Source organism: Oceanospirillum sp. (genome assembly GCF_982874595.1).
In genome coordinates this window covers 1-21,907 of the sequence record NZ_CEYNZH010000009.1, presented here as the reverse complement: position 1 = coordinate 21,907, position 21,907 = coordinate 1, and the positions used below count along the sequence as shown (strand labels likewise).

The window sequence follows — 21,907 nt, the reverse complement described above, 5'->3', positions numbered from 1 at the left end:
CTTGTATTGCTTGTATTTGTTGGAAGACGGTATTCGCCTCAGTCTTCCAGTTCCTGCTCGAGAATCTCTCCGGTGGCCGCATCCAGCTCATATTCCCAGACTTCTCCCTTGTCATTCAGGTATTCCAGCTCATAAATCAGGTGGCCATGTTCCCGTTCCAGTTCGGCATCAAGTAGTGTTCCTGCAAAGTTATGCTGACCTAGCAGCGTTAATAATGGCTGGATTTTTCCCTGTTGCATCAAGACTAAAACTTCTTTGGCAGAGAGTTTGTCGCTGGCTTTCGCTTCTTGTATCTGGTTCAGCATGACACCGCCTGAGGCTATGAAAAGTAGCAGGCTTAGTGTGCTAACCGCCTTTTGGGATCGAAAAAAAGCCTTAATCGTCCCAGCGGCCAAAGTTTGGAATATTAACGGTGTCTTCATCGAAAATGCCCTGTTCCGCTTTTTCATGGCAAGCCTGACATTGTGAGAAGCTTCCCACATCCGGATTGTTGATCACCATTTTCTGGTCATTGATCTCATCGTGTTTGCGCTCAAAGTATTTTAACTCAGTGATCTGTATTGGTGGGTTACGGATATCAATCCCTCGGGTAAACTTCCTGAATTTACCTGCGTTATTACTATCGCTGGCATTGTTGGTTAGGAAGTTGGTCAGTTCACTTCTGATCCCCGTGTCGATGCTGGCATCTTCACCAAAATGGTTGTCGAGGCTTGAGAGGATTTCCTGCCAGGCTGCTTTGGGTAGCAGCTGTGCCGGATAAGCGATATGACAAGCTCCGCACTCTTCAAGATGGGTAGGGTTGTCGGTGTTTTTGGCGTAGTACTCATCTTCGTGATCGTCACCCCACCAGCTACTCTGTGCTTGCTGTGCAAAACCGTTTAAACCAATAAACAGTGCGCCGGTCAGCAGTGCGCCCCCCAAAGGCCAGCGTAACTTATTCATGAGTTTTGTCATTGTGGTATCCCGTGTCATCGTGATCTCCTTTGTGGATAGAGAAGGTTATTGAGTCTGAATCCATAAAAGCAGATCCCCTTTTTCCTGAGAGCTGCATTCCCGTCCCAGTGTCCATTTGCAGTTACGCTTTAGCCACTTCCGAATCTTTTTTTCGCGGGTAAGGCGTTCAGGGTTTGTGCTGGGAGCCAAGGGGGTGATCACTCTCTTAGTGCGGATGTGTTTCCCGCTTTGTCGGATATCGTTGCCGTGGCATTGGGTACAGCTTCTTGCTGTTGGAGCTTTAGAGTGTTCAAAGCTCTGTTCCCATAAGCGGCCTCCATTTGCAGCACTAAAGTTTGTTGCCCCTTGGGATTGGTATTCTTCCAGCAAGCGATCAACAACGGGGTTCCCTGTTTGCGCTTGGGCTGCAGCAGACAGGCTCAGCAGCATTACAAGCAATAATGTGGGCCAATGCTTTTTGGCCCGAAGTTTGGTCAGTAGCCCGCGGTATTGGTGAACTGGTTTGCCCAGGTCGTTTGAGCCAGTATTCTTAAGCGTTGTTTGCATCAGAGGCTTTCCTTCGGATTTTTTTTCCGGTGATCATGGCGGCGATCAAATTTTCACGATGCAGTAAACTGCTGACAATGACCCCTCCTACATGGATCACAATAAGAAACAGCAATCCGTGTCCTAAAGCATCATGTAGCTCTTTCATGATCGGGGTGCCGAACATGCTCAGAAAGGTTCCGGCAAAAGGGCCTTCGCCATCTCCGGCAATCATGACCATGCCCAGAAAACACTGCAGTAGGAGTGCGGCCAGCAGAATGAAGACCATCAAGCCCCCTGCGGGATTGTGACCAAGGTACTGTTCAGGATGACGGCTTATCAGGCTTTTCAGATAGCGTTTCAGTGCGGTTTTCCCATAAGCGAAACTTGAGAATCGGGCGTGGCGGGTGCCCGTAATTCCCCAGAAGATTCGAAACAGCACCAAAATACTGATGCCATACCCTGCAAAGATATGTACGTTTTCAGGGCCATCTTCGCTGGCAAAGGCGATGATAAAGAGCAGAACCAGTGCCCAGTGGAAAACCCGAACAAAAGGGTCCCAGACCTTAATATGACTGTTATCTTTCATAGTGAAATCCTCATCAGATGAAAGGCGGGCAATACATATTCAATGCTGTTGCTTACCGTTAGAATTTCAGTGTACGAAGGCAGTCTTAATTTAAACTTAAAGCTCAGGCGTTTTTGTGTTTTTAAAGATTCCGACAGGTCTAATCGGGTTCCGCCTTAAGATTTAGCAATTGGAGCGAGTCATGCAGCAGGATCTTTTTCTGCAACAGGATGAGGGGCTATGCGGATACAACAGAAGCAACAGCCCGAATTTTGATGCCGTTAAAATACAGGTGTCCCGTGATGCGGTGCTTTTCAAAGCCGCGTTAAAACCGAACGCTCCCCATATTCTGCAGGGAATAGAGCGCATTTCAGGCACAAACCCTTTTCGTCACCGCACCACCCCTGGTGGTCAGCGCATGTCTGCGTCAATGACGAACTGCGGTTCTTTTGGCTGGATAACGGATACTTCGGGCTACCGTTATAGTGACGCAGAACCTGAAACAGGACTCCCATGGCCCACCATGCCGGCTGACTGGTATTGCTGGGCTAATCAGTTCTCAGATTTGGCAGGATTCGGTGTTTTAAATCCAGATGCCTGCCTGATCAACCGATATGCCTCCGGAGCGGGGATGGGGCTGCACCAGGACAGAGATGAGAAAGATCTGTCGGCTCCTATCGTCTCTTTTTCTCTGGGGGCTCCAGTGTTATTTCGCTGGGGCGGCTTCAACCGTCAGGAGTCTGTGTGCGAGTTTCTTCTGGAGCATGGGGATGTGTTGGTCTGGGGCGGTGCTGACCGGATGCGATTTCATGGGGTTAAAAAGTTGCAGCGTTATCAGCACCCGCTCACAGGGCCCTATCGCTATAACCTGACCTTCAGGCGCAGCCAGTAGACCGAGCAGATGCCGTTTCATCGCCTATGAATTGTTCATCGCAGTCGTCGTGGACGAGTCGTCACTGACTGAAGCTTTGCTCTCCTCTGAAAAAGTAACGTTATTTTTGCCGGATCGCTTAGACGCATACATGGCGTTGTCTGCGAGCTGGACCAGAGCGCTACCGGATGATGGCTCGTGATCCGGATAAAAAGCGATGCCAATACTGCAGGAGATCTGTGTCAGGGTATGTCCCTCAAGCTCGAATGGCGCTCTTATGCTTTGCAGGATATGTTCTGCTACCACTGCAGCCGAGCTGGCGTTATCCAGGTGATAGATGAGTAGAGCGAATTCGTCTCCGCCCATACGGGCGCAGGTGTCAGACTCCCGAATAGTGGCCTGAAGTCGACGGGCAACCTCGGCGAGCAAAGCGTCGCCTATATGATGACCATAATCATCATTAACGGCTTTAAAGCCGTCAAGATCGATAAACATCACCGCAAATTGTGTTGGATATCGTTTTGCAGAGGCGATAGCGTGGTTGAGGCGATCGTAAAACAATGCGCGGTTGGCCAATTGGGTTAGCTGGTCATGATGCGCCATATGTTCCAGTTGCAGATGTGCTCGTTTGGCGCTGGAAATATCCTGCAGGATACCGCATAAACGGATAGGGTTTCCGGACCTGTCTCTTTGTACAATTCTTCCGCGATCCAGAACCCAGACCCAGTGCCCCCGCTGGTGCCGCATGCGGTATTCGCATTGATAATAATCCAATTTACCGGTGAGGTGTTGATTGAGCTGTCGCTGCATTTCTGTTAAATCATCGGGATGAATCATCGGCTCTAGATCTGATTGGAAAAGGGGTTCAAGATCCTGTGATTGAAACCCGATAATGTCTGCCCATCGGTGATTGATCTCGATTCTGTTGGACTGAAAATCTCTTTCCCAGGTGCCCGCGTTGGTTCCCCAGATAATGTCATCCAAACGGGATTTTTCCCGTTGCAGGCGAGCAGATGTTTTACGTTTCCGGTAGAGCATATAAGACAGGCTCACTACAGTGACAAAAAGAGACGTCAGCGCGATAGCCAGAAGTGTATAAATGAATGTGTCCTGAGAGCGTAAATAACTCAGCTGTCGATCTACCATTTGTTCCAATCGGTTCTGATAATGCCAAAGGCTGTCTTCTGCAGCGCGCAGATCGTTGACATCGGTGACGATTGAGAAGAGGTAATTCCGCTGATTCAGAGTAATCGGTATAGAGGAAACTTCGACGGTCCGGATCGACCCATCCGCCAGGCGATGACGGAAAATAAAATAGTTGCGGTTTTCTTTGCGAGCCAACTCTCTTTCAGCGGCCACCGCTTCAGGGGAGAGAGCGTTAATCTGCTGGATGCGCATCTGATTTAGCTTACGGTGGCTATAGCCATAATAATCTGAAGCGGCCTGATTAGCTTTATAGATTTTTCCGGTTTCAGGTTCGATCAGTAACATGACAACCGCGTGTTTATCGAAGAACTGATCAAACTCGTCGGCAGGAGCCGATACCGAGAAAATCAATAAAGCCAAGGATAGAACCCCGGTAAAATAGCGCTTCACTAAAAGCATAGTGATACCCTGAATGTCCCTAACAGATGGCCTAAGCCCAATAAAAGATCCAAGCTTTATTAATCTTTTAATGAGTTATTGTCGATTTTAAGATTTATTCATTATTCATCATTTGAGGCTGCTATGAAAGATATCGTGAATGACAACCAGTGGATTATTTCCATAGCCTTTGTTTGTACCTGTCTGGTATTGCGTTGGTTGTCGGTTCGCTTCGTAAAGCGTGTGGTTAAAGATGAGGAAAATCAGCATCGTCGTTGGACCAACACCATTACTAACATCACCAGTCTGGTCATTATTGTGGGGCTGGTCATTATTTGGTTAAGTGAATTGCGTTTTGTTGCACTATCTATTGCTGCGTTTGCCGTTGCTCTGGTTGTTGCAACCCGTGAGCAGATCCAGTGTTTTCTGGGGGCTCTTTATATCGCCAGTAGCCGGGCCTTTAGCATTGGCGACTGGATCAAGGTCGGTGAACACTATGGTGAAGTGGTGCGCAGCGACTGGCTGACAACAACGCTGCTGGAGGTAGATGTTGAAGGCATGAGTTACTCCTACACGGGGCGGAGTCTTGTGATTCCAAACTACAAATTCAGCACGGGTGTGATTCAGAACCTCAACTTTATGCGCCGCTATGTCGCTCACAGTTTTAGTATTGTTCGCGAAGCAGACGCCATTAGTGTACGTGATGCACGACTGTACCTTGAAGATCTGGTGCGGGAGTATTGCAGCCCCTTCAAGGAAGTTGCTGATCGCTACAGTACACTCATCGAAAAACGCCTTGGCATCGCGTTGAGCGTATCCGATCTGAAGGTCCGTGTTGCAACGAATGAAACAGCCCGCAATGTTTTTGTGGTCACCATCTTCTGTCCTACGCAGGAAGCCACCCGTATCGAGGAAGAGATCACGGAGGATTTTCTGGATTACTGGTACAGCGTTACTCATAAAATGGATGAGTTTTACGGGCCCGATCAGCATTTGGATGAGGTACCGGAAGTGGTGGTCAGTGAGAGCCATCCCGCGCGCCGTGTACGACACAAAAAAGATTGATTCGGCAAGAGGTTAGCTGGTTTTAGCCGTGGCTCGGGCGTGAAGAAGTGCAACACCGGAATCAACATTTAGTGTACAATGCCGACTTAAAATTGTGCCGCTAATGCGGTGTTTCGAACTGGGTTTTCCCGAAATTTTCTATCAGCAGACTGGTTAATATGAGTTATCAGGTACTGGCCCGAAAGTGGCGTCCTAAAAATTTCCATGAGCTTGTCGGGCAGGATCATGTGCGTAAAGCACTGGTCAGTGCGCTGGATAACGACCGTTTGCATCATGCTTATCTGTTTACCGGTACCCGGGGGGTTGGCAAAACAACCATCGCACGAATTATCGCTAAGTGCCTTAACTGTGAAACCGGAGTGACCTCCCGTCCCTGTGGCGAATGTACCAGTTGTCGCGAAATTGACGAGGGACGCTTTGTTGATCTGATTGAGGTGGATGCGGCCTCCCGAACGAAGGTAGAGGATACGCGCGAGCTGCTGGACAACGTGCAGTACGCGCCGTCCCGTGGTCGCTACAAGGTTTACCTGATCGATGAAGTGCACATGCTGTCTACGCATAGTTTTAATGCACTGCTTAAAACGCTGGAAGAACCACCACCGCACGTTAAATTTCTGCTGGCGACGACAGATCCTCAAAAACTTCCGGTGACCGTTTTGTCACGCTGCCTGCAGTTTAATCTGAAGAATATGCCACCGGAGCGTGTGGTTGAGCATCTGAGCAATGTTCTGACCCAGGAGCAGATTCCATTTGAAGATGCGGCTCTCTGGCTTCTCGGGCGTGCCGCTGACGGCAGTATGCGCGATGCGCTCAGTCTGACCGATCAGGCAATTGCTTACGGTCAGGGCAATATTGAGGCGGCTCAGGTCAGTGAGATGCTGGGGCTGGTGGATCATCGTCATGTGGGGGCTTTGATTGATCATCTGGTAAGCCGTGATGCCAAGGCGCTTCTGACTGAAGTGGTCCGCCTGTCTGAACAGGCCGCTGATTTTGAAACCATTCTCTCTGATATGGCGCTCTACCTGCATCGTATGGCCGTGGCGCAGGTATTGCCGGATGCGGTTGATAATGCCCAGGGTGACCGTGAACAAGTGCTGGCGCAGGCTGCGCGACTAACGGCAGAAGATGTGCAGCTGTATTATCAGATCGCCATTAAAAGTCAGGAAGATCTGCCGCTGGCACCGGATGCCCGTACTGGTTTTGAAATGGCGCTGATCCGTATGGTGGCTTTTGCTCCGCAAGGAGTACCCAGTGAAAATGGAAACCCTCTGCCCAGTCAGGCGGCTCCCATAGAAAGCCAGGGGACTGTTCAAGCCTCAGTCGCACCCTCTGAAAGTGGCGAGGCTAAAAAAAAAGCGTTAGTTGAGCCTGAATTAAGCCATCAACCTCATGACCCGGAACCGGTCAATAATGAGTTAACAGCATCACAGGGCCATGATGGCGCTCAGCCGATTGATCAGTCCCCACCAGCTCATGCTTCCCAGCCTGCAGCTGATGAACCGCAGTTGGTGAAGTTTTCTCCGCCGGTGCCAAGATCTGCTCAGCAGGATGCTTCAGTGACCCCTGCTGAAACAGGGCCGGAGTCATCGGTGGTTCAGCAACCCCAGGTGACACCGCCTGAAGCCGGTTCAACGGTTCAGAATGCCAGAGCCTCATTGGGTGGTGGGTTGAGAACGATTCAATTCCCGACCGCCAGTGCTGAAAAAGTTGCCCAGGCTGAGGCACGCGTTGATTCTCCGGCATCGGGTAAAGCGACCCCTGAACCAGAGGTTGCTCTGCAGAATGCTGCGCCGAGTACCCCGGCAGATCTGCCGCCGTGGGAAGAACAACCGGTTATTCCGGAACAGCCCCAAGCCTTGGCAGACAATTCGCCTCATACTCCGTCAGCTCCCGATAATAATGATCAGGGCGTTTATCACCACCCGAGCCCTTATCCTGACCAGGCCCCCCCGGCCTATGATGAGTCAGCGCACCCACCTCACAGTGGGTACGATCAGGCTGAGATGAATGCTGCGCCTGAGTCCTACTCCGGCCAGCCCGGGTTCGCCGGGCAAACTATGGATACGGGTTATCAGAATATGATGCCAGAGCCCGTGTCGGAACAGTCCAGACAAGCCCCTGTACTACGGGATGCCAGACTACCCGAAGCAAACGAAGCACAAATTACACCCCTGGTCGGACCTTGTCCCGATCAGCTGAATACCAATCAGGATTGGCTGCAGGCTTTTGCGCATCTGCCTCTGAAAGGACTTGATCGGTCGCTGGCCAAAAATGCAGCGCTGATCGCGCGGGAAGGCAATCTACTTAAATTTGCTCTGAAGGCTGTCACCGAGAATTTTCTGACACCGGAGCGTGAAGCCAGCTGGCAGAAAAGTATTCAAACCCTGTTCAATGATACGCTGATCATTGAAATTGCATCGTTCAGCACAGATTTAGATACTCCGGAAGACTATGAAGCCGCCCTCAAAGAGACCCGCCAACGTCAGGCGGAAGCTCTTTTTGAGTCTGACCCCGTCATTCAGGGGCTTAAGCAGGCGTTTGGTGCAGAGGTCTTGAGCGCATCAGTTGAACCTTTGATCTAAACTGTTAACCAAATTTAAGAAGACAGAAAGATATAGACGGTAAATTTGAGATCGTGTTTACCGACGTAAAATTGTAATGAGTTGAGGATAAAGCAATGTTTAAAGGTGGAATGGGAAACCTGATGAAGCAGGCGCAGGAGATGCAGGAAAAAATGCAGAAACTGCAGGAAGAAGCGGCGAATGAGACGGTTACCGGTGAAGCGGGTGCGGGCATGGTTAAAGTGACCATGAATGGCCGCCATGATGTTAGCGCTGTATCCATTGATGACAGCCTGATGAGCGAAGACAAAGAGATGCTTGAAGATCTGCTGGCCGCTGCAGTCAACGATGCCGTTCGCCGTGTTGAGGAAAATACTCAGGCAAAAATGTCTGAGATCACCGGCGGTATGCAAATGCCTCCGGGCTTTAAAATGCCATTCTGAATGGATCAAAAAAGCCGCTGTTGAGCGGCTTTTTGATGAATAGACTGTTTTTGAAAAAAACAGTCCTGTCGATCTTCGTCAATAGAACAAACAGACACTTAGCCTGATTAAGGATCTTTTATGGCTTTCAGCCCTCTGGTTGAAGAACTGATCACCGCATTGCGCTGCTTACCGGGTGTTGGCCCCAAATCAGCGCAACGCATGGCGTTGCACTTGCTTGAACGAGAGCGAGAAGGTGGCTTTCGGCTGGCAGAAACACTGGAGCGCTCATTAGAACATGTTGGCCAGTGCCAGGAATGCAGAACCCTGACCGAAGAACCTGTCTGTGGGTTATGCCGCAGCGAGCGACGTGACGCGAGCTTATTGTGTGTGGTGGAAACGCCCGCCGACCAGATTGCCATGGAGCAAGCCGGTGGTTTTAGTGGACGTTATTTTGTCCTGACCGGGCATCTGTCACCGATCGATGGCATCGGACCGGATGCGCTGGGTCTTGATCTGTTGGAAGAAAAAGTACGTCGGGATCAGGTTCAGGAAGTCATTCTGGCAACCAACCCCACGGTAGAAGGCGAAGCTACCGCACATTACATTTCTGAAATGCTGCAACATTTACCGGTAACCGTAACCCGTCTGGCCCATGGAATTCCTGTGGGCGGTGAGCTGGAATATATTGATGGCGGAACCCTGAGCCGTGCTATGGCCGGCCGGTTACCTATGGCGAAATAATGACCGAAAATACAATTGAGTACCGTTTTATAGACTCCGATGCACGCCTGAAGGCGTGTTCGGCTCACTGGCTGACCTGTGACGTATTGGCGCTTGATACTGAGTTTATCCGTGTTGATACCTTCTATCCCAAAGCTGCTTTAATACAGGTTCAGGATGATCAGGGCTGCTGGCTGATTGATCCACTGAAAATCAGTGATTGGGACCCTTTCCGGGCCGTGCTTGGGTCAGAGACCGTTCTGAAAGTGTTACACGCTTGTTCTGAGGATCTGGATGTCTTCGCCAAGCTGACAGGAACACTGCCTAAGCCCATGATGGATACTCAGGTTGCTTTGGCTTTTCTTGGGGAAACGCTTTCAGTCGGTTATCAGCGCATGGTGGAAAACTGGCTGGATATTACCCTGCAGAAAGAAGAAACCCGTTCCGACTGGTTACAACGCCCCCTAACCGACAGTCAATGCGCCTACGCGGCAGCTGATGTTTTCTACCTCTACCAGATCTGGCCGAAGATAGAACAGAAACTGAACGAACAGCATCGCATGACGTGGTGTCTTGAGGAGTGCGCTCAGATTGTTCGCCTTGCTGAACAGGCCCCTGATGACGAGTTTTATTTCCTGCGGGTTAAACAGGCCTGGAAGCTGAATCAGGAGCAGCTTGCCGTGCTTCAGGTACTGGCTGCCTGGCGCGAACAGGAAGTTCGGGAACGTAATATCCCCCGCGGCCGCTTAGTATCCGACAACCTGCTATGGCTGATCGCCATGAAGCTTCCGGCAAACCGTATGGAGTTATCCCGTATCGAAGGCATACGCCACGGCACCATCAAGAAAGATGGTGATGATATTCTGGAGCTGGTCGATATTGCCCGTAACCGCGCTCAGGCGATGTGGCCGGCATCATTACCCTCTCCGATTGGGCATCCCTACCGCGAATGGTCTAAGGCGATGAAGAAAACTGTTCGGGAGGCCGCAGAGGCAAATAACCTGCCTCCTGAGCTTCTGGTAAAGAAACGGCAGCTTGAACAGGTGCTCAACCGCGCTATTCGGGGTGAGCTGAATTATATCCCTGACGAATGGAAGGGCTGGCGAGAAGCGATCATCGGGCAGCCGCTGATTGACCTGTTAGATAAATTAAGAAGTCGCTAATTATTCTATAGAGCCGGATTGCCTGTCTTTTATCTAAAGAGACAAATTACGTACAAAACGCATATAGAAATAACGAGATAAAACTGTGAAAGTGATCTGCGAAGTATTCAAAAGCCCGCGTAAAGATGAGATGTACCTTTATGTGGATAAAAAAGAAGGATTCAAACGTGTCCCCGAGTCGTTGCTGGAAGTCTTTGGTAAACCCAAGGCTGTTATGACGATGCTTATCCGTGAAGATAAAGATCTGGCACGGGCTAAAGCTGAAGATGTTTTACGGGAGATTCGTGAGAAAGGCTTTTACCTGCAAATGCCACCTCAAAAAGAGGATTATCTGCTGGATTTATATAAGGCCCCAACCGAAGGCAAATACTGAGAATGAGCAACGCGGGACACTTTTGGGAACAGAAAAGTCTGATGGAGATGAGCCATGACGAGTGGGAATCTCTGTGCGACGGGTGCGGGAAGTGCTGCCTACATAAACTGATGGATGAAGATGATGACAGGGTTTATTACACCGAGGTAGCCTGCAAACAGCTGGATATTACCCAATGTCGTTGTAATGACTACCCTAACCGCAAAGCACTTGTTCCTGATTGTGTTGAATTGAGTATCGCGGATATTGATGAATTTGTCTGGCTACCCAAAACCTGTGCTTATCGGCTGGTCAAAGAGGGAAAGCCCCTGCCTGAATGGCATCATCTGATCACCGGAGATCCTAAAAGTATCCATAAAGCCCGCCAAAGCATTAAAGGCCGCGCGATCAGTGAACATGTCGTCCTGCAGGAAGATCTGGAGTGGCACATTATTAATTGGGTAGAGTAATCGCTACCGACTGATCCTTTTGTCGTTTAAAAAACGCCATCTTATTCAATAAGATGGCGTTTTTTTTGGCTTTTTCATGGAGATTACGCTTTTGACTAAGATACCTGCTATGAAAAAAGCAGTATCGTGAATGTTTTTTTATTAGGGGCATTTTTGTTTGGATGATTATTTTGCAAGGAATTTCGATTGTAATGGAAGGGTTTTACTTCCATGTAGGGATGAGTTTAAGCAGGAATATGTATTATGGATGATTTCTCACCATCAGATCTGAAAGCGATTCTGCATTCGAAACGTGCCAATCTGTATTATCTGGAGTATTGCCGGGTGATGCAGAAAGATGGCCGTGTGCTCTATCTCACCGAAGCCAGTAAAGAAAACCTCTACTTTAATATTCCCATCGCCAATACCACGGTACTGCTGTTAGGTAACGGCACCTCGATCACTCAGGCTGCCATACGTATGTTGGCCCAGGCCGGGGTTCTAGTTGGCTTTTGTGGCGGCGGTGGTACACCGCTCTATATGGCCTGTGAAGTAGAGTGGCTGACGCCACAAAGTGAATATCGCCCTACCGAATACCTGCAGGGCTGGATGCAGTTCTGGTTTGATGATGCTAAGCGCCTGGCTGCTGCCAAGCAGTTTCAGAATGCGCGAATTGATTACTTGCAGCGCGTTTGGCAAAAAGACCGGGATCTGAAGCTGGAAGGTTTCGATACCCGTGGCAGTGCCATCGAAAAAGCACTGGCCACCTTTCATACGCGCACCTACAGTGCAACCAAATCCGCTGATCTGCTGTTAACCGAAGCGCAGCTGACCAAGGTGCTCTACAAACATGCCGCGAATAATACCCAGCAGAGTAACTTTTCCCGTCAGCATCAGGCCCAAGACAAAGCCAACGCTTTTCTGAATCACGGTAACTATCTGGCTTATGGCCTTGCCGCCTGCTGTTTGTGGGTGCTGGGTATCCCTCATGGCTTTGCCGTTATGCATGGTAAAACCCGTCGGGGCGCTTTGGTGTTTGATGTAGCCGACCTAATTAAAGACGCCCTTGTACTGCCCTGGGCCTTTATCTGTGCCAAAGAGAGCGCCACAGAACAGGAATTTCGTCAGCAGGTGCTGCAGGCCTTTACCGATCATAAAGCGCTGGATTTTATGTTCGATAGCGTCAAGTCAGTCGCCCTGCAGGATATGAGCGCTGAGGAGATAGAGGGGAAGAACCTATGATGGCTGTCTCCCGTGTAGGTCGTGCTTTAGCGCGACAATTAGATAAGAGGTGCGGCTTATGATGGTCACTTTTGTCTCTCAATGTGAAAAGAAAGCCCTGCCCAGAACCCGGCGTGTGCTGGACGCCTTTGCCAACCGCATCGGCGATAACACCTGGCAAACGCTGATTACTGAAGATGGCTTGCTGACTGTCAAAAAAATGCTGCGCCAGACTGCCAGTAAAAGCACTGCCGTCAGTTGCCATTGGATACGGTCACGGTCGAGAAGCCAATTGCTTTGGGTGGTGGGTAATAGAAAGAAATTTAACAGCGAGGGCATCGTGCCTGTGAATCGTACAGAACAGGATCTTCCCAGTAGCGATGCGCCTGACAACTGGCGTTACCTGCCACTTATTAAAACCTTTACCGGATTGGCTGCGCTGCTGCATGACTGGGGTAAAGCCACCAAGCTGTTTCAGGACAAATTGAATCCGCAGTCAAAAGACACATTCAGAGGTGACCCGTTACGTCACGAGTGGATCTCGTCATTGCTGCTGATGTCGCTGATTCAGAGCGGAGAGAATCCGGCAGAAGATCAAAGCTGGTTGGCACCTCTGATCGATAAACAGCTGGATGAAGGTCGGTTAAAAGCAGCGGTGCTGCAGCAAAAAGAGCGGGATCAGCCATTTACAGAACTGCCGGATGCTGCCTGTCTCGTGCTTTGGCTGGTGTTGTCTCACCACCGACTACCCAAGGTTCAGAATAATGATGATTTGGCTCAGTTTATTAACCGGTCCAACAACACGCCTCAGCAGTTACTGGCGCGCATCGGTGCTCAATGGGGTTATGAAAACCGCTTTGATGATGCTGAATTTCTGCAACGCAAACCGGATTGTTTTGAGTTTCCGCATGGCCTGCTCAGCGAATCGACACAATGGCTGACGGAGTTGAGCCACCGCGCCCGCCAGTTGCACGAGCAGTTACCGCTGTTTGCTGCCGCTGTCTGCGATGGCAGCTGGCGAACCATCGCCCACCACGCCCGGCTGTGCCTGATGCTGGGCGATCACTTCTACTCTTCGCAGGACAATAATAAAGACTGGGTTTCGCCTCTGGCTCTGTATGCCAATACCGGGCGGGATCAGCACAACCAGCTGCAACTGAAGCAGAAGCTGGATGAGCATTTGATTGGTGTTGCTAAGGCCGGTGTTGATGTTTGCCGTCTGTTGCCGGATTTTGAAACAGAGCTGCCGCTGGCGCAGGATGTGGCCAGGCTTGCACCGCAAAAAGAGTTATCACCGGAGCTGAAAAAACAGTTTGGCTGGCAGGATAAAGCCGTAACGGCACTTAAGGATTACCGAAAGGAAACCGATGACGGTGTAAGCGGTTATTTTATCGTTAATATGGCCAGCACCGGGCGCGGCAAAACGCTGGCTAATGCCAAAATTATGCAGGCCTTGTCGGACGATCAGCAAAGCCTGCGTTTTATTCTCGCTCTGGGCTTGAGAACCCTGACCCTGCAGACCGGCGATGAATACCGGGAGCGTGTTGGCCTCAAGGAAGAGGAGCTGGCCGTACTGATCGGCTCAAAAGCCGTGCTGGAGCTGCATCAGGGCGCGCAGGAGCCCAAGGAAAAAGAAGACAGGGATAGCGCTGAAGAAGCCTTGGGTTCCGAATCTCTGGAGCCTTTGCTGGATCTTCAGGAAGAGGTTGCAGGCGAGGCATATTGGCAAAACCTGTTGCCGGAAGAAGAGCTGACCACAGTGCTGACCCGTCAGAAAGACCGCGCTTTGCTTTATGCCCCGGTACTGGCCTGCACCATCGATCATATTATGGGGGCGACGGAAACCACCCGTGGTGGGCGTTATATTCTGCCCAGCCTGCGCCTGATGTCATCGGATCTGGTGATTGATGAGATTGATGATTTTACCGGATCGGATCTGGTGGCTATCGGTCGGCTGATTCATCTGGCGGGTATGCTGGGGTGTAAGGTGATGATCTCATCTGCCACTATTCCACCGGATCTGGCGCTGGGCTATTTCACCGCCTATCAGAAAGGCTGGGCTGTTTTTGCTGCCAGTCGTGGGCAAAACAGCCAGATAGCAGCGGGCTGGACTGATGAATTTAAAACCGAGCTGGTGACTATTGGTCAGAGCGAAAATGCTTTTCAGCACTATCAGACCGCCCATGAAAGTTTTGTTGCCAAGCGTATTGCCAAACTGAAACAGGAACCTGTAAAGCGTCGGGCCGAGATTTTACCCCTGCCGGAAAAAACCGAAGCCGATAGTGCAGACAAGCTGTTTTTCTACACTGTGCAGCAGGGAGTTCTGGGCAAACATCGGCAGCACTTTGTCCGGGATGATAAAAGCGGCTGTCAGGTTTCTTTTGGTGTAGTGCGCTGCGCCAATATCAAACCCTGTGTTGAACTTACCGAATATCTGTTGGCAGCAGGCTGGCCGGAAGATACCGAAGTGCGGGTTATGGCCTACCACAGTCAGCAGGTTTTACTGCTGCGTCATGCCCAAGAGCAGCATCTGGATAGGGTGCTGAAGCGCAAACATCCGGTTAATGATCCTGAACACGGCGCATTTTATCAGCCGGAGATCCGGCAGCATCTGGACAGTTGCGGCAGCAAAAATCTGATCTTTATTCTGGTGACAACTCCCGTAGAGGAGGTGGGGCGCGACCACGATTTCGATTGGGCGGTGGTGGAGCCGTCATCCTACCGATCCATTATTCAGCTTGCCGGACGGGTGCGTCGCCACCGGGGAGAACCGGATAATGAACTGCCCAATATGGCGCTGCTGCAATTTAACCTGAAAGGGTATCGTGGCGAGAAAAAAGATGTTTTCAGTCGGCCGGGGTACGAGCAGGGCAAATGGCAGTTAGCGCCCTCAAGATCTATGGATGATGTTCTGGATCTCAAGAGCATCACAAAAAGCGTGGATGCGGTGCCGCGTATTCAGAAAGATTCCGCGCCACCTTCCAAAAGACTTGCGGCATTGGAGCATTTTTCCATTAGCCGAACCCTGGGCTGCCACTACCTTACCGGTGAGGCTAAGGATAATCATGGCCTCAGCCCGGAAGTACTCTGGGGATACACCGATGATTACTGGTGGCTGACCGCTTTGCCGCAGCAGTTTCATCGCTTCCGTGACAGTGCGCCCAGCCTGAATCTGTATCGGGTGCTGGATGAAAAATCCGGTCCGGTTTTTAAGGTCTATGACCCGCGTACAGGTTGGGTTCATATTGAGAAAAGTATGGGAATTGAACATCAGCCGCTGCCGGATCAACTGCAGCAACGGCTCTGGCTGGTTCGGGATTATGAGGCGCTGATAATGCAGTACAGACAGCATCAGGATGAAGACCCGGAGTATACATCGCAGCGACTGGGTGAATTAAGTTTGAGTTTTTATAAGGACGGCAACCGCTATCGTTATAACGATCAGTTGGGTTTGGTAAAAGCCGATTAAAGTACAGGGATAAAAGGAGAGCAGGATGACAGATCCGGCAATTGAAGCCTTCTTTGCAGAACGCAAAGAAGCCTGGCTTAAGAAAAATCTGAAAGCCGGTATGACTGAGGATGAGGTCAGAGATAAAAAACTGGAATGCGGCGAGGTTTTCGCTCTGAAAAACTGGCTGCCTAATGCTGCAGGGCGTATTCATAGCCGGGCATTAGCAACGCATCCAAGCAAATTTAGCCATCCGAGTACCGGTGTTGGTAAAAAGAATTTAGCAAACGCTACCTATGTGACGCCTGTAATTTTTGAGGGAGTCAAAGAAAATGATGGTTTGCTAAAAACAGGGAATGTGGCTTTTTCAACGCAACTTGATTCAGTTGGTAATGCAGGAGAACTTGATGTCGAAGACTTCCTGCGTCTTAAGATGAATGATGGTGTGCCACTCATTGAACATCTTGAAGAACAAACAGATTTGGTTTCTGAATTGCTTTCTGGCTTCGGTGAAACAGCCCTCGATATAATAATGCAGCTCTTATCTATCAAGCGCGGGGCGCTTTCTGATGAAGCCATTACCAGTTCCAAAATCAAACAGGTTTATTTCCCGGTAGAACAAGGGGCAGGCGACTATCATCTGCTTTCGGTGCTCAGCCATTCCGGGCATCTGTTTGAGCTGCGTAAGCGGTTGGATAAACTGCGTTTTTCAGAGGAAACCAAAGCCCGGCGCGAGCTACGCAAAAATAACCAGTCTTGTGCTGAGGGTTATCAGGAGATCTACAACCTCACCACCATCGGCTATGGGGGCACCAAGCCGCAGAATATCAGTGTGCTGAACAACCAGAATGCCGGTAAAGCGCATCTGTTGATGTCTGTACCACCGGAGCTGAACGCCCAGTATATCCGCTTACCCCGTCGGAATTTTTTCAGCGATATGCTCTATGCAAAATCCCAGCAAGAGATCTTTCAGGCCTTCCATCGTCTGGTCAGCGCGGATCATAACGATATTAATATCCGCCGTGGGCTGGATTACCGGGCCGAGCAGTATCTGGATCAGCTGATTCTTAAAATGTGGCAGGCCCGGCAAGGGTTTGCTGAACAGCCTCATGCCCGCCCTGAGGCGTTACCGGCTTATCAGAAGCTCTGGTTGTTTCCGGAAAATGAACAGGACAGAAGCGAACCCCGTGATTGGCTGGATGAGGTAGTAACGGAAGCCGCCCGGCATTTCAATGCCAGTTATAAAAAAGTGCTGGGCAAATCAGCACTGATTCTGGGGGATGACCAGCTACGGCGTGTGACCGACATTATTGAACAGAACAGAGAGGCACTGTTATGAGTATCCGCCGTTTACTGGTGTTGCCGCACCTCAAAGTGCATAACGCCAATGCGCTTTCCAGCCCTTTTACCATCGGCTTTCCTGCGGTGACCGCCTTTATGGGTTTTGCCCATGCCTTGCAGCGCAAGTTAAATGTCAAGGGTTACCCCAGCCTGAAATTTACCGGCACTGCGGTTATCAGTCATCGCTGTGATCTGCAGACGTACCAAGGGCCGGGGGATTTTGTGCATTCCATTATCGCCACTGCAAACCCTCTGGATAAAGACGGTAATCGTTCCGCTTTTATTGAAGACGCGCGCTGTCATCTGGATGTGTCTTTGCTGATCGAATATCAGGCGGATCAAGCCACCGAGGATGCGCTGTTACTGCCGGATGTTCCTGAGGTTATCAGCCAGCATCTGATGCGGATGAAAATCGCCGGAGGCGATCTGCAGCACTTTAAAACCCCTCTGTTGCCGGTGATTGATGACAGTGATGAAAAGGCGCAGAAAAAACTGATGCGCGCTTTAATGCCGGGTTTTGCACTGATCGAACGGCGTGAGCTGATGCGGCACGGCATGGAGCAGGGGCAGGACGCACTGGATGCCCTGCTGGACTACCTGACTGTACATCACACCTGCACAGAAGATGACGACGGTGCAATCAGCTGGCGTAGCCAGCGTAAAACCGATATCGAGGGGCAGAAACCGGGCTGGATTGTACCTATAGCCACCGGCTTTCAGGGCATCAGTGAGCTGGGACAGGCAAAAAACCAGCGTGATCCGGACACCCCGCACCGGTTTGCAGAAAGTGTGGTCACCCTGGGGGAGTTTCGTATGGCACACCGGATTACACAGCTGGATGAAGTGCTGTGGCGGTACCACACCGATAGCGAAAAGAATCTGTATTTGTGCCAGCAGGCGCAGACCTCAACCGAAGAAATTGATAACGATGGCTTCCACTAAGCCGGATTAAGGAAGAAACGGAGAAACAACATGGCTAAAGCAAAAGATACAGCGTCTGTACTGGCGTTTGAGAAAAAACTGGTACCGTCCGATGGTTATTTTTACGGCACCACCTGGGCTAAAAAAGAAGAGTTTACCTCGCTGGCACTGCAGGAAAAATCGGTACGCGGCACCATCTCCAACCGTCTGAAATCGGCGATTAAAAATGATCCGGCCAAGCTGGATGCGGAAGTGGAAAAGCCCAACCTGCAAACGGTGGATGCCTGCGCGCTGGCTACCGATCAGGACACCCTGAAACACTATTTCACCCTGAAAGTGCTGGGTGGTGTCGAAACCCCATCTGCCTGTAACAATGCGGCTTTTAAAGCTGGTTACCAGCAGGCGGCAAAAGCCTATATCGAAAAAGAGGGTTTTAAAGAGCTGGCCCGCCGTTATGCGATCAACATCGCCAACGCCCGTTTTCTGTGGCGTAACCGCGTGGGTGCTGAGCAGATTGAGGTTCAGGTTAACGTGTTGAATAAAGATCAGCAGGCCAGTTGGACCTTTGATGCCACCGCCTACAGCACCCGTCACTTTGATTATGGTGACGCTCAGATCACTGAGCTGAGTGACAAAATTGCACAGGCACTGTCTGCTGCTGATGGCTGCCTGTTACTGGAAATCATCACCTATGCTCAGGTTGGTAAAGCACAGGAAGTGTACCCGTCTGAAGAACTGATTATGGATAAAGGCAAGGGTAAAAAGAGCAAAGTGCTGTATCAGGTGAACGATCATGCCGCCATGCACTCGCAGAAAATCGGCAACGCCCTGCGCACTATTGATACCTGGTATCCCGCTTTTGACGATGAAACCGCCTCTGCCGGGCCTATCGCCATTGAGCCTTATGGCGCGGTCACCAATCTGGGTACCGCCTTCCGCACACCCAAAGAGAAGCAGGATTTTTACACCCATTTTGACAAATGGGCGCGTGGCGAAGCCCTGCCTAATGTTGAAGATGAGCACTACGTTATGGCAGTACTGGTACGCGGTGGTGTCTTTGGCGAGAGTGATAAGTAGGGAGCCGTCATGAAGTATTTTCAGGACATTACCCTGCTACCGGATGGCGATATCGCTTTGGGTTTTCTCTGGCAGAAAATCTACCAGCAGGTGCATATCGCACTGGTGGAGCAAAAAGTGGATGACTGGCACAGTGCCATCGCGGTCAGCTTTCCCGGCTATGGCAGTAAAGGCTTCCCGCTGGGTAACAAGCTGCGGGTACTGGCTGGCGAGAAAAACCAGTTGGAAAAACTGAATCTGGCCGGGTTTCTGGCCCGGTTTGAGGATTACACGCACCTTAAATCGATTCAGTCTGTGCCGGAGGGTGCGACTCAGGTTGCCTTTGTACGCCAGCAGGTGAAGGGGCAGGCCCGTATCGAAAAAGATATGCAGTCCAAAGCGGAATTATGGGCGAAAAAATCCGGTAAACCGCTAGAGGAGTGCCTGCATGAGCTGGCTAAAACCAAACCGAAAGCGCAATGCAAATTGCCCTTTATCCGGATGTACAGCCAGCAGACCAAGGCCGCAAACTCGGAGCAGGCTGCACCCTTCCCGCTGTTTATACAGCGGATCGAAGCAGCAGAAGCCAAAGCGGGGCTTTTTAACTGCTACGGGCTGAGCGCAGTAGGGGGTAGCGAAGCAGCCACCGTACCGGACTTTTAACCTAAAAATATGGCTCTTTAAAAAGGAATGTAAAATCAAAGTGTTACAACACAGGGCAGAATAAAGGTATTTTTTGGTATTTTTGTTTAAGTCCTTGTTGTAACGCTTTTTTGTCGTTATTTTTTACTGTTCACCGCCACGTAGGCGGCTTAGAAATCCAATGGCGGCATTAGCCAAGGCTAACAATCGTTCACCGCCACGTAGGCGGCTTAGAAATGTAAGACGTATTAGATGTACCGTTTGAGCCAGTTCACCGCCACGTAGGCGGCTTAGAAATTACATCTACGGCAGACAACAACCGCAGCATAGTTCACCGCCACGTAGGCGGCTTAGAAATGAAACAGAGATCTCATCGCTGATCTTCTGGCGTTCACCGCCACGTAGGCGGCTTAGAAATTTACTGAGTTAAAGCCGATCTGTTTAGCCGCGTTCACCGCCACGTAGGCGGCTTAGAAATATAGAACAGCTTCGACTAAATTATCCCTTGAGTTCACCGCCACGTAGGCGGCTTAGAAATTTCGGAGGGTATCGGTTTTTTGTCGCATGAGGTTCACCGCCACGTAGGCGGCTTAGAAATTTTTTCACGGTAATTATTCATTACTCGATATGTTCACCGCCACGTAGGCGGCTTAGAAACATTCGTCAATATGTGAGCAAATGTCTAATGAGTTCACCGCCACGTAGGCGGCTTAGAAATCCCTGCTAGCCTCGCAGTTCAGCAGATCTGAGTTCACCGCCACGTAGGCGGCTTAGAAAGCTCAAAAATCCTCGTATTATTACGCTCGTTAGTTCACCGCCACGTAGGCGGCTTAGAAATCCACTCGTCGCGTTACTCTCTCAATACCTCCGTTCACCGCCACGTAGGCGGCTTAGAAATCCCTGCTAGCCTCGCAGTTCAGCAGATCTGAGTTCACCGCCACGTAGGCGGCTTAGAAAAACACCATCTCCAGAGCCGCCATCACCAACATGTTCACCGCCACGTAGGCGGCTTAGAAAGTTAGATCACAGATTGAAACCAACGAGGTTCGGTTCACCGCCACGTAGGCGGCTTAGAAAAGACCATTCAACAAGGCCATTAAAACAACGAAGTTCACCGCCACGTAGGCGGCTTAGAAATTCAAGCTTGATTACGCTACATATTGACTATCGTTCACCGCCACGTAGGCGGCTTAGAAATCGTCTCTGACGCTGGCAGAGCGAAAGAAGCGGTTCACCGCCACGTAGGCGGCTTAGAAACATCAAACGCATTACATAATTTGTAATGCCTGGTTCACCGCCACGTAGGCGGCTTAGAAATCTTGCCTGCCGAGGTGATTGACCGCCGTGTCGTTCACCGCCACGTAGGCGGCTTAGAAAGCTTATGTTGTCGATATCAACGGCGGCTCCGTGTTCACCGCCACGTAGGCGGCTTAGAAAATGGGTAAAGATACCGAAGACCCCGGTCAGCTTGTTCACCGCCACGTAGGCGGCTTAGAAAAAACCGACTATTCAGATCTGCCTCCCTGCTAGGTTCACCGCCACGTAGGCGGCTTAGAAACTACCCTGCGCATAATCAAAAGCGCTGTCATCGTTCACCGCCACGTAGGCGGCTTAGAAACCGACTATTTAGACCCAACTGACGACCCCTCGGTTCACCGCCACGTAGGCGGCTTAGAAAGATCCAATTTCAAATCTGAACGCATTCGGTGTGTTCACCGCCACGTAGGCGGCTTAGAAATATTTGCGGAACCTCTTTGTAGATGCTAACAAGTTCACCGCCACGTAGGCGGCTTAGAAAGTTGAACACTTCGCCCCGTTCCTGATCAAGTAGTTCACCGCCACGTAGGCGGCTTAGAAAAGTCTCAGAGCGTGTCTACATCAGTTCGCACCGTTCACCGCCACGTAGGCGGCTTAGAAAGCAGCTTGTGAATGATGAGTGCAGTCCGGACTGTTCACCGCCACGTAGGCGGCTTAGAAAAATCGGCGCAAATATTCTTTTTGATTTGCGCAGTTCACCGCCACGTAGGCGGCTTAGAAATGT

General features: G+C 50.5%; 19 protein-coding genes and 1 CRISPR repeat array. Of the genes, 14 read left to right on the top strand and 5 right to left on the bottom strand.

What is annotated here, in order from left to right; genetic code table 11:
• Positions 1–38: 38 nt before the first annotated feature.
• The 4 genes from AC4GL5_RS05980 to AC4GL5_RS05965 all read right to left on the bottom strand — a co-directional run bounded on the left by AC4GL5_RS05980 (position 39) and on the right by AC4GL5_RS05965 (position 2,068).
• Positions 39–305, bottom strand: coding sequence for a PepSY domain-containing protein (locus AC4GL5_RS05980; protein WP_490381883.1), 267 nt, complete (start codon positions 303–305; stop codon positions 39–41).
• Between the two features lie 70 nt (positions 306–375).
• Entirely contained in the window at positions 376–972 is a 597-nt protein-coding gene (locus AC4GL5_RS05975) for a hypothetical protein (RefSeq protein WP_490381882.1), read from the bottom strand.
• A 27-nt stretch (positions 973–999) separates the two neighbouring features.
• Positions 1,000–1,500, bottom strand: coding sequence for a DUF1924 domain-containing protein (locus tag AC4GL5_RS05970; RefSeq protein WP_490381881.1), 501 nt, complete (start codon positions 1,498–1,500; stop codon positions 1,000–1,002).
• On the bottom strand, positions 1,484–2,068 hold the full coding sequence (locus AC4GL5_RS05965; protein WP_490381880.1) for a cytochrome b/b6 domain-containing protein: 585 nt from the start codon (positions 2,066–2,068) through the stop codon (positions 1,484–1,486). Before AC4GL5_RS05965 ends, AC4GL5_RS05970 begins: the two co-directional genes overlap by 17 nt.
• A gap of 181 nt (positions 2,069–2,249) precedes the next feature.
• On the opposite strand from AC4GL5_RS05965, the gene alkB reads away from it, so the two are divergent.
• Positions 2,250–2,939 (top strand): DNA oxidative demethylase AlkB, encoded by a 690-nt coding sequence (gene alkB, locus AC4GL5_RS05960; RefSeq protein ID WP_490381879.1) that lies wholly within the window; start codon positions 2,250–2,252, stop codon positions 2,937–2,939.
• Between the two features lie 24 nt (positions 2,940–2,963).
• Here the strand turns inward: alkB and AC4GL5_RS05955 are convergent, their stop codons facing one another.
• The gene (locus tag AC4GL5_RS05955; RefSeq protein WP_490381878.1) at positions 2,964–4,484 is read right to left on the bottom strand and encodes a diguanylate cyclase domain-containing protein; all 1,521 of its coding nucleotides are present in this window, start codon (positions 4,482–4,484) and stop codon (positions 2,964–2,966) included.
• Positions 4,485–4,646: 162 nt separating this feature from the next.
• On the opposite strand from AC4GL5_RS05955, the gene AC4GL5_RS05950 reads away from it, so the two are divergent.
• The 13 genes from AC4GL5_RS05950 to cas6f all read left to right on the top strand — a co-directional run bounded on the left by AC4GL5_RS05950 (position 4,647) and on the right by cas6f (position 19,887).
• On the top strand, positions 4,647–5,567 hold the full coding sequence (locus tag AC4GL5_RS05950; protein WP_490381877.1) for a mechanosensitive ion channel domain-containing protein: 921 nt from the start codon (positions 4,647–4,649) through the stop codon (positions 5,565–5,567).
• Positions 5,568–5,725: 158 nt separating this feature from the next.
• On the top strand, positions 5,726–8,149 hold the full coding sequence (dnaX, locus tag AC4GL5_RS05945; RefSeq protein WP_490381876.1) for a DNA polymerase III subunit gamma/tau: 2,424 nt from the start codon (positions 5,726–5,728) through the stop codon (positions 8,147–8,149).
• A gap of 95 nt (positions 8,150–8,244) precedes the next feature.
• Positions 8,245–8,571: a YbaB/EbfC family nucleoid-associated protein gene (locus AC4GL5_RS05940; RefSeq protein ID WP_490381875.1), complete on the top strand. Its 327-nt coding sequence runs from the start codon at positions 8,245–8,247 to the stop codon at positions 8,569–8,571.
• Positions 8,572–8,691: 120 nt separating this feature from the next.
• The gene (gene recR / locus AC4GL5_RS05935; protein ID WP_490381874.1) at positions 8,692–9,294 is read left to right on the top strand and encodes a recombination mediator RecR; all 603 of its coding nucleotides are present in this window, start codon (positions 8,692–8,694) and stop codon (positions 9,292–9,294) included.
• Positions 9,294–10,436, top strand: coding sequence for a ribonuclease D (gene rnd, locus AC4GL5_RS05930; RefSeq protein WP_490381873.1), 1,143 nt, complete (start codon positions 9,294–9,296; stop codon positions 10,434–10,436). The genes recR and rnd overlap by 1 nt, the downstream gene beginning before the upstream one ends.
• Before the next feature lie 85 nt (positions 10,437–10,521).
• Positions 10,522–10,809 carry a YcgL domain-containing protein gene (locus AC4GL5_RS05925; RefSeq protein ID WP_490381872.1) on the top strand — a complete coding sequence of 96 codons (288 nt, stop codon included), beginning with the start codon at positions 10,522–10,524 and terminating at the stop codon, positions 10,807–10,809.
• 2 nt (positions 10,810–10,811) lie between these two features.
• A complete protein-coding gene (locus tag AC4GL5_RS05920) occupies positions 10,812–11,258 on the top strand; it encodes a YcgN family cysteine cluster protein (protein WP_490381871.1) in 447 nt (148 codons plus the stop codon).
• Positions 11,259–11,501: 243 nt separating this feature from the next.
• Positions 11,502–12,479 (top strand): type I-F CRISPR-associated endonuclease Cas1f, encoded by a 978-nt coding sequence (cas1f, locus tag AC4GL5_RS05915; RefSeq protein WP_490381870.1) that lies wholly within the window; start codon positions 11,502–11,504, stop codon positions 12,477–12,479.
• 58 nt (positions 12,480–12,537) lie between these two features.
• On the top strand, positions 12,538–15,927 hold the full coding sequence (gene cas3f, locus AC4GL5_RS05910) for a type I-F CRISPR-associated helicase Cas3f (protein WP_490381869.1): 3,390 nt from the start codon (positions 12,538–12,540) through the stop codon (positions 15,925–15,927).
• Positions 15,928–15,952: 25 nt separating this feature from the next.
• Positions 15,953–17,245: a type I-F CRISPR-associated protein Csy1 gene (locus AC4GL5_RS05905; RefSeq protein ID WP_490381868.1), complete on the top strand. Its 1,293-nt coding sequence runs from the start codon at positions 15,953–15,955 to the stop codon at positions 17,243–17,245.
• Positions 17,242–18,189 carry a type I-F CRISPR-associated protein Csy2 gene (gene csy2, locus AC4GL5_RS05900; RefSeq protein WP_490381867.1) on the top strand — a complete coding sequence of 316 codons (948 nt, stop codon included), beginning with the start codon at positions 17,242–17,244 and terminating at the stop codon, positions 18,187–18,189. Before AC4GL5_RS05905 ends, csy2 begins: the two co-directional genes overlap by 4 nt.
• A 30-nt stretch (positions 18,190–18,219) precedes the next feature.
• Positions 18,220–19,245, top strand: coding sequence for a type I-F CRISPR-associated protein Csy3 (gene csy3 / locus AC4GL5_RS05895; protein ID WP_490381866.1), 1,026 nt, complete (start codon positions 18,220–18,222; stop codon positions 19,243–19,245).
• Between the two features lie 9 nt (positions 19,246–19,254).
• Positions 19,255–19,887 carry a type I-F CRISPR-associated endoribonuclease Cas6/Csy4 gene (gene cas6f, locus AC4GL5_RS05890; RefSeq protein WP_490381865.1) on the top strand — a complete coding sequence of 211 codons (633 nt, stop codon included), beginning with the start codon at positions 19,255–19,257 and terminating at the stop codon, positions 19,885–19,887.
• Positions 19,888–20,015: 128 nt separating this feature from the next.
• Positions 20,016–21,904: a CRISPR direct-repeat array (repeat unit 28 nt; unit sequence GTTCACCGCCACGTAGGCGGCTTAGAAA).
• Between the last annotated feature and the right edge of the window lie 3 nt (positions 21,905–21,907).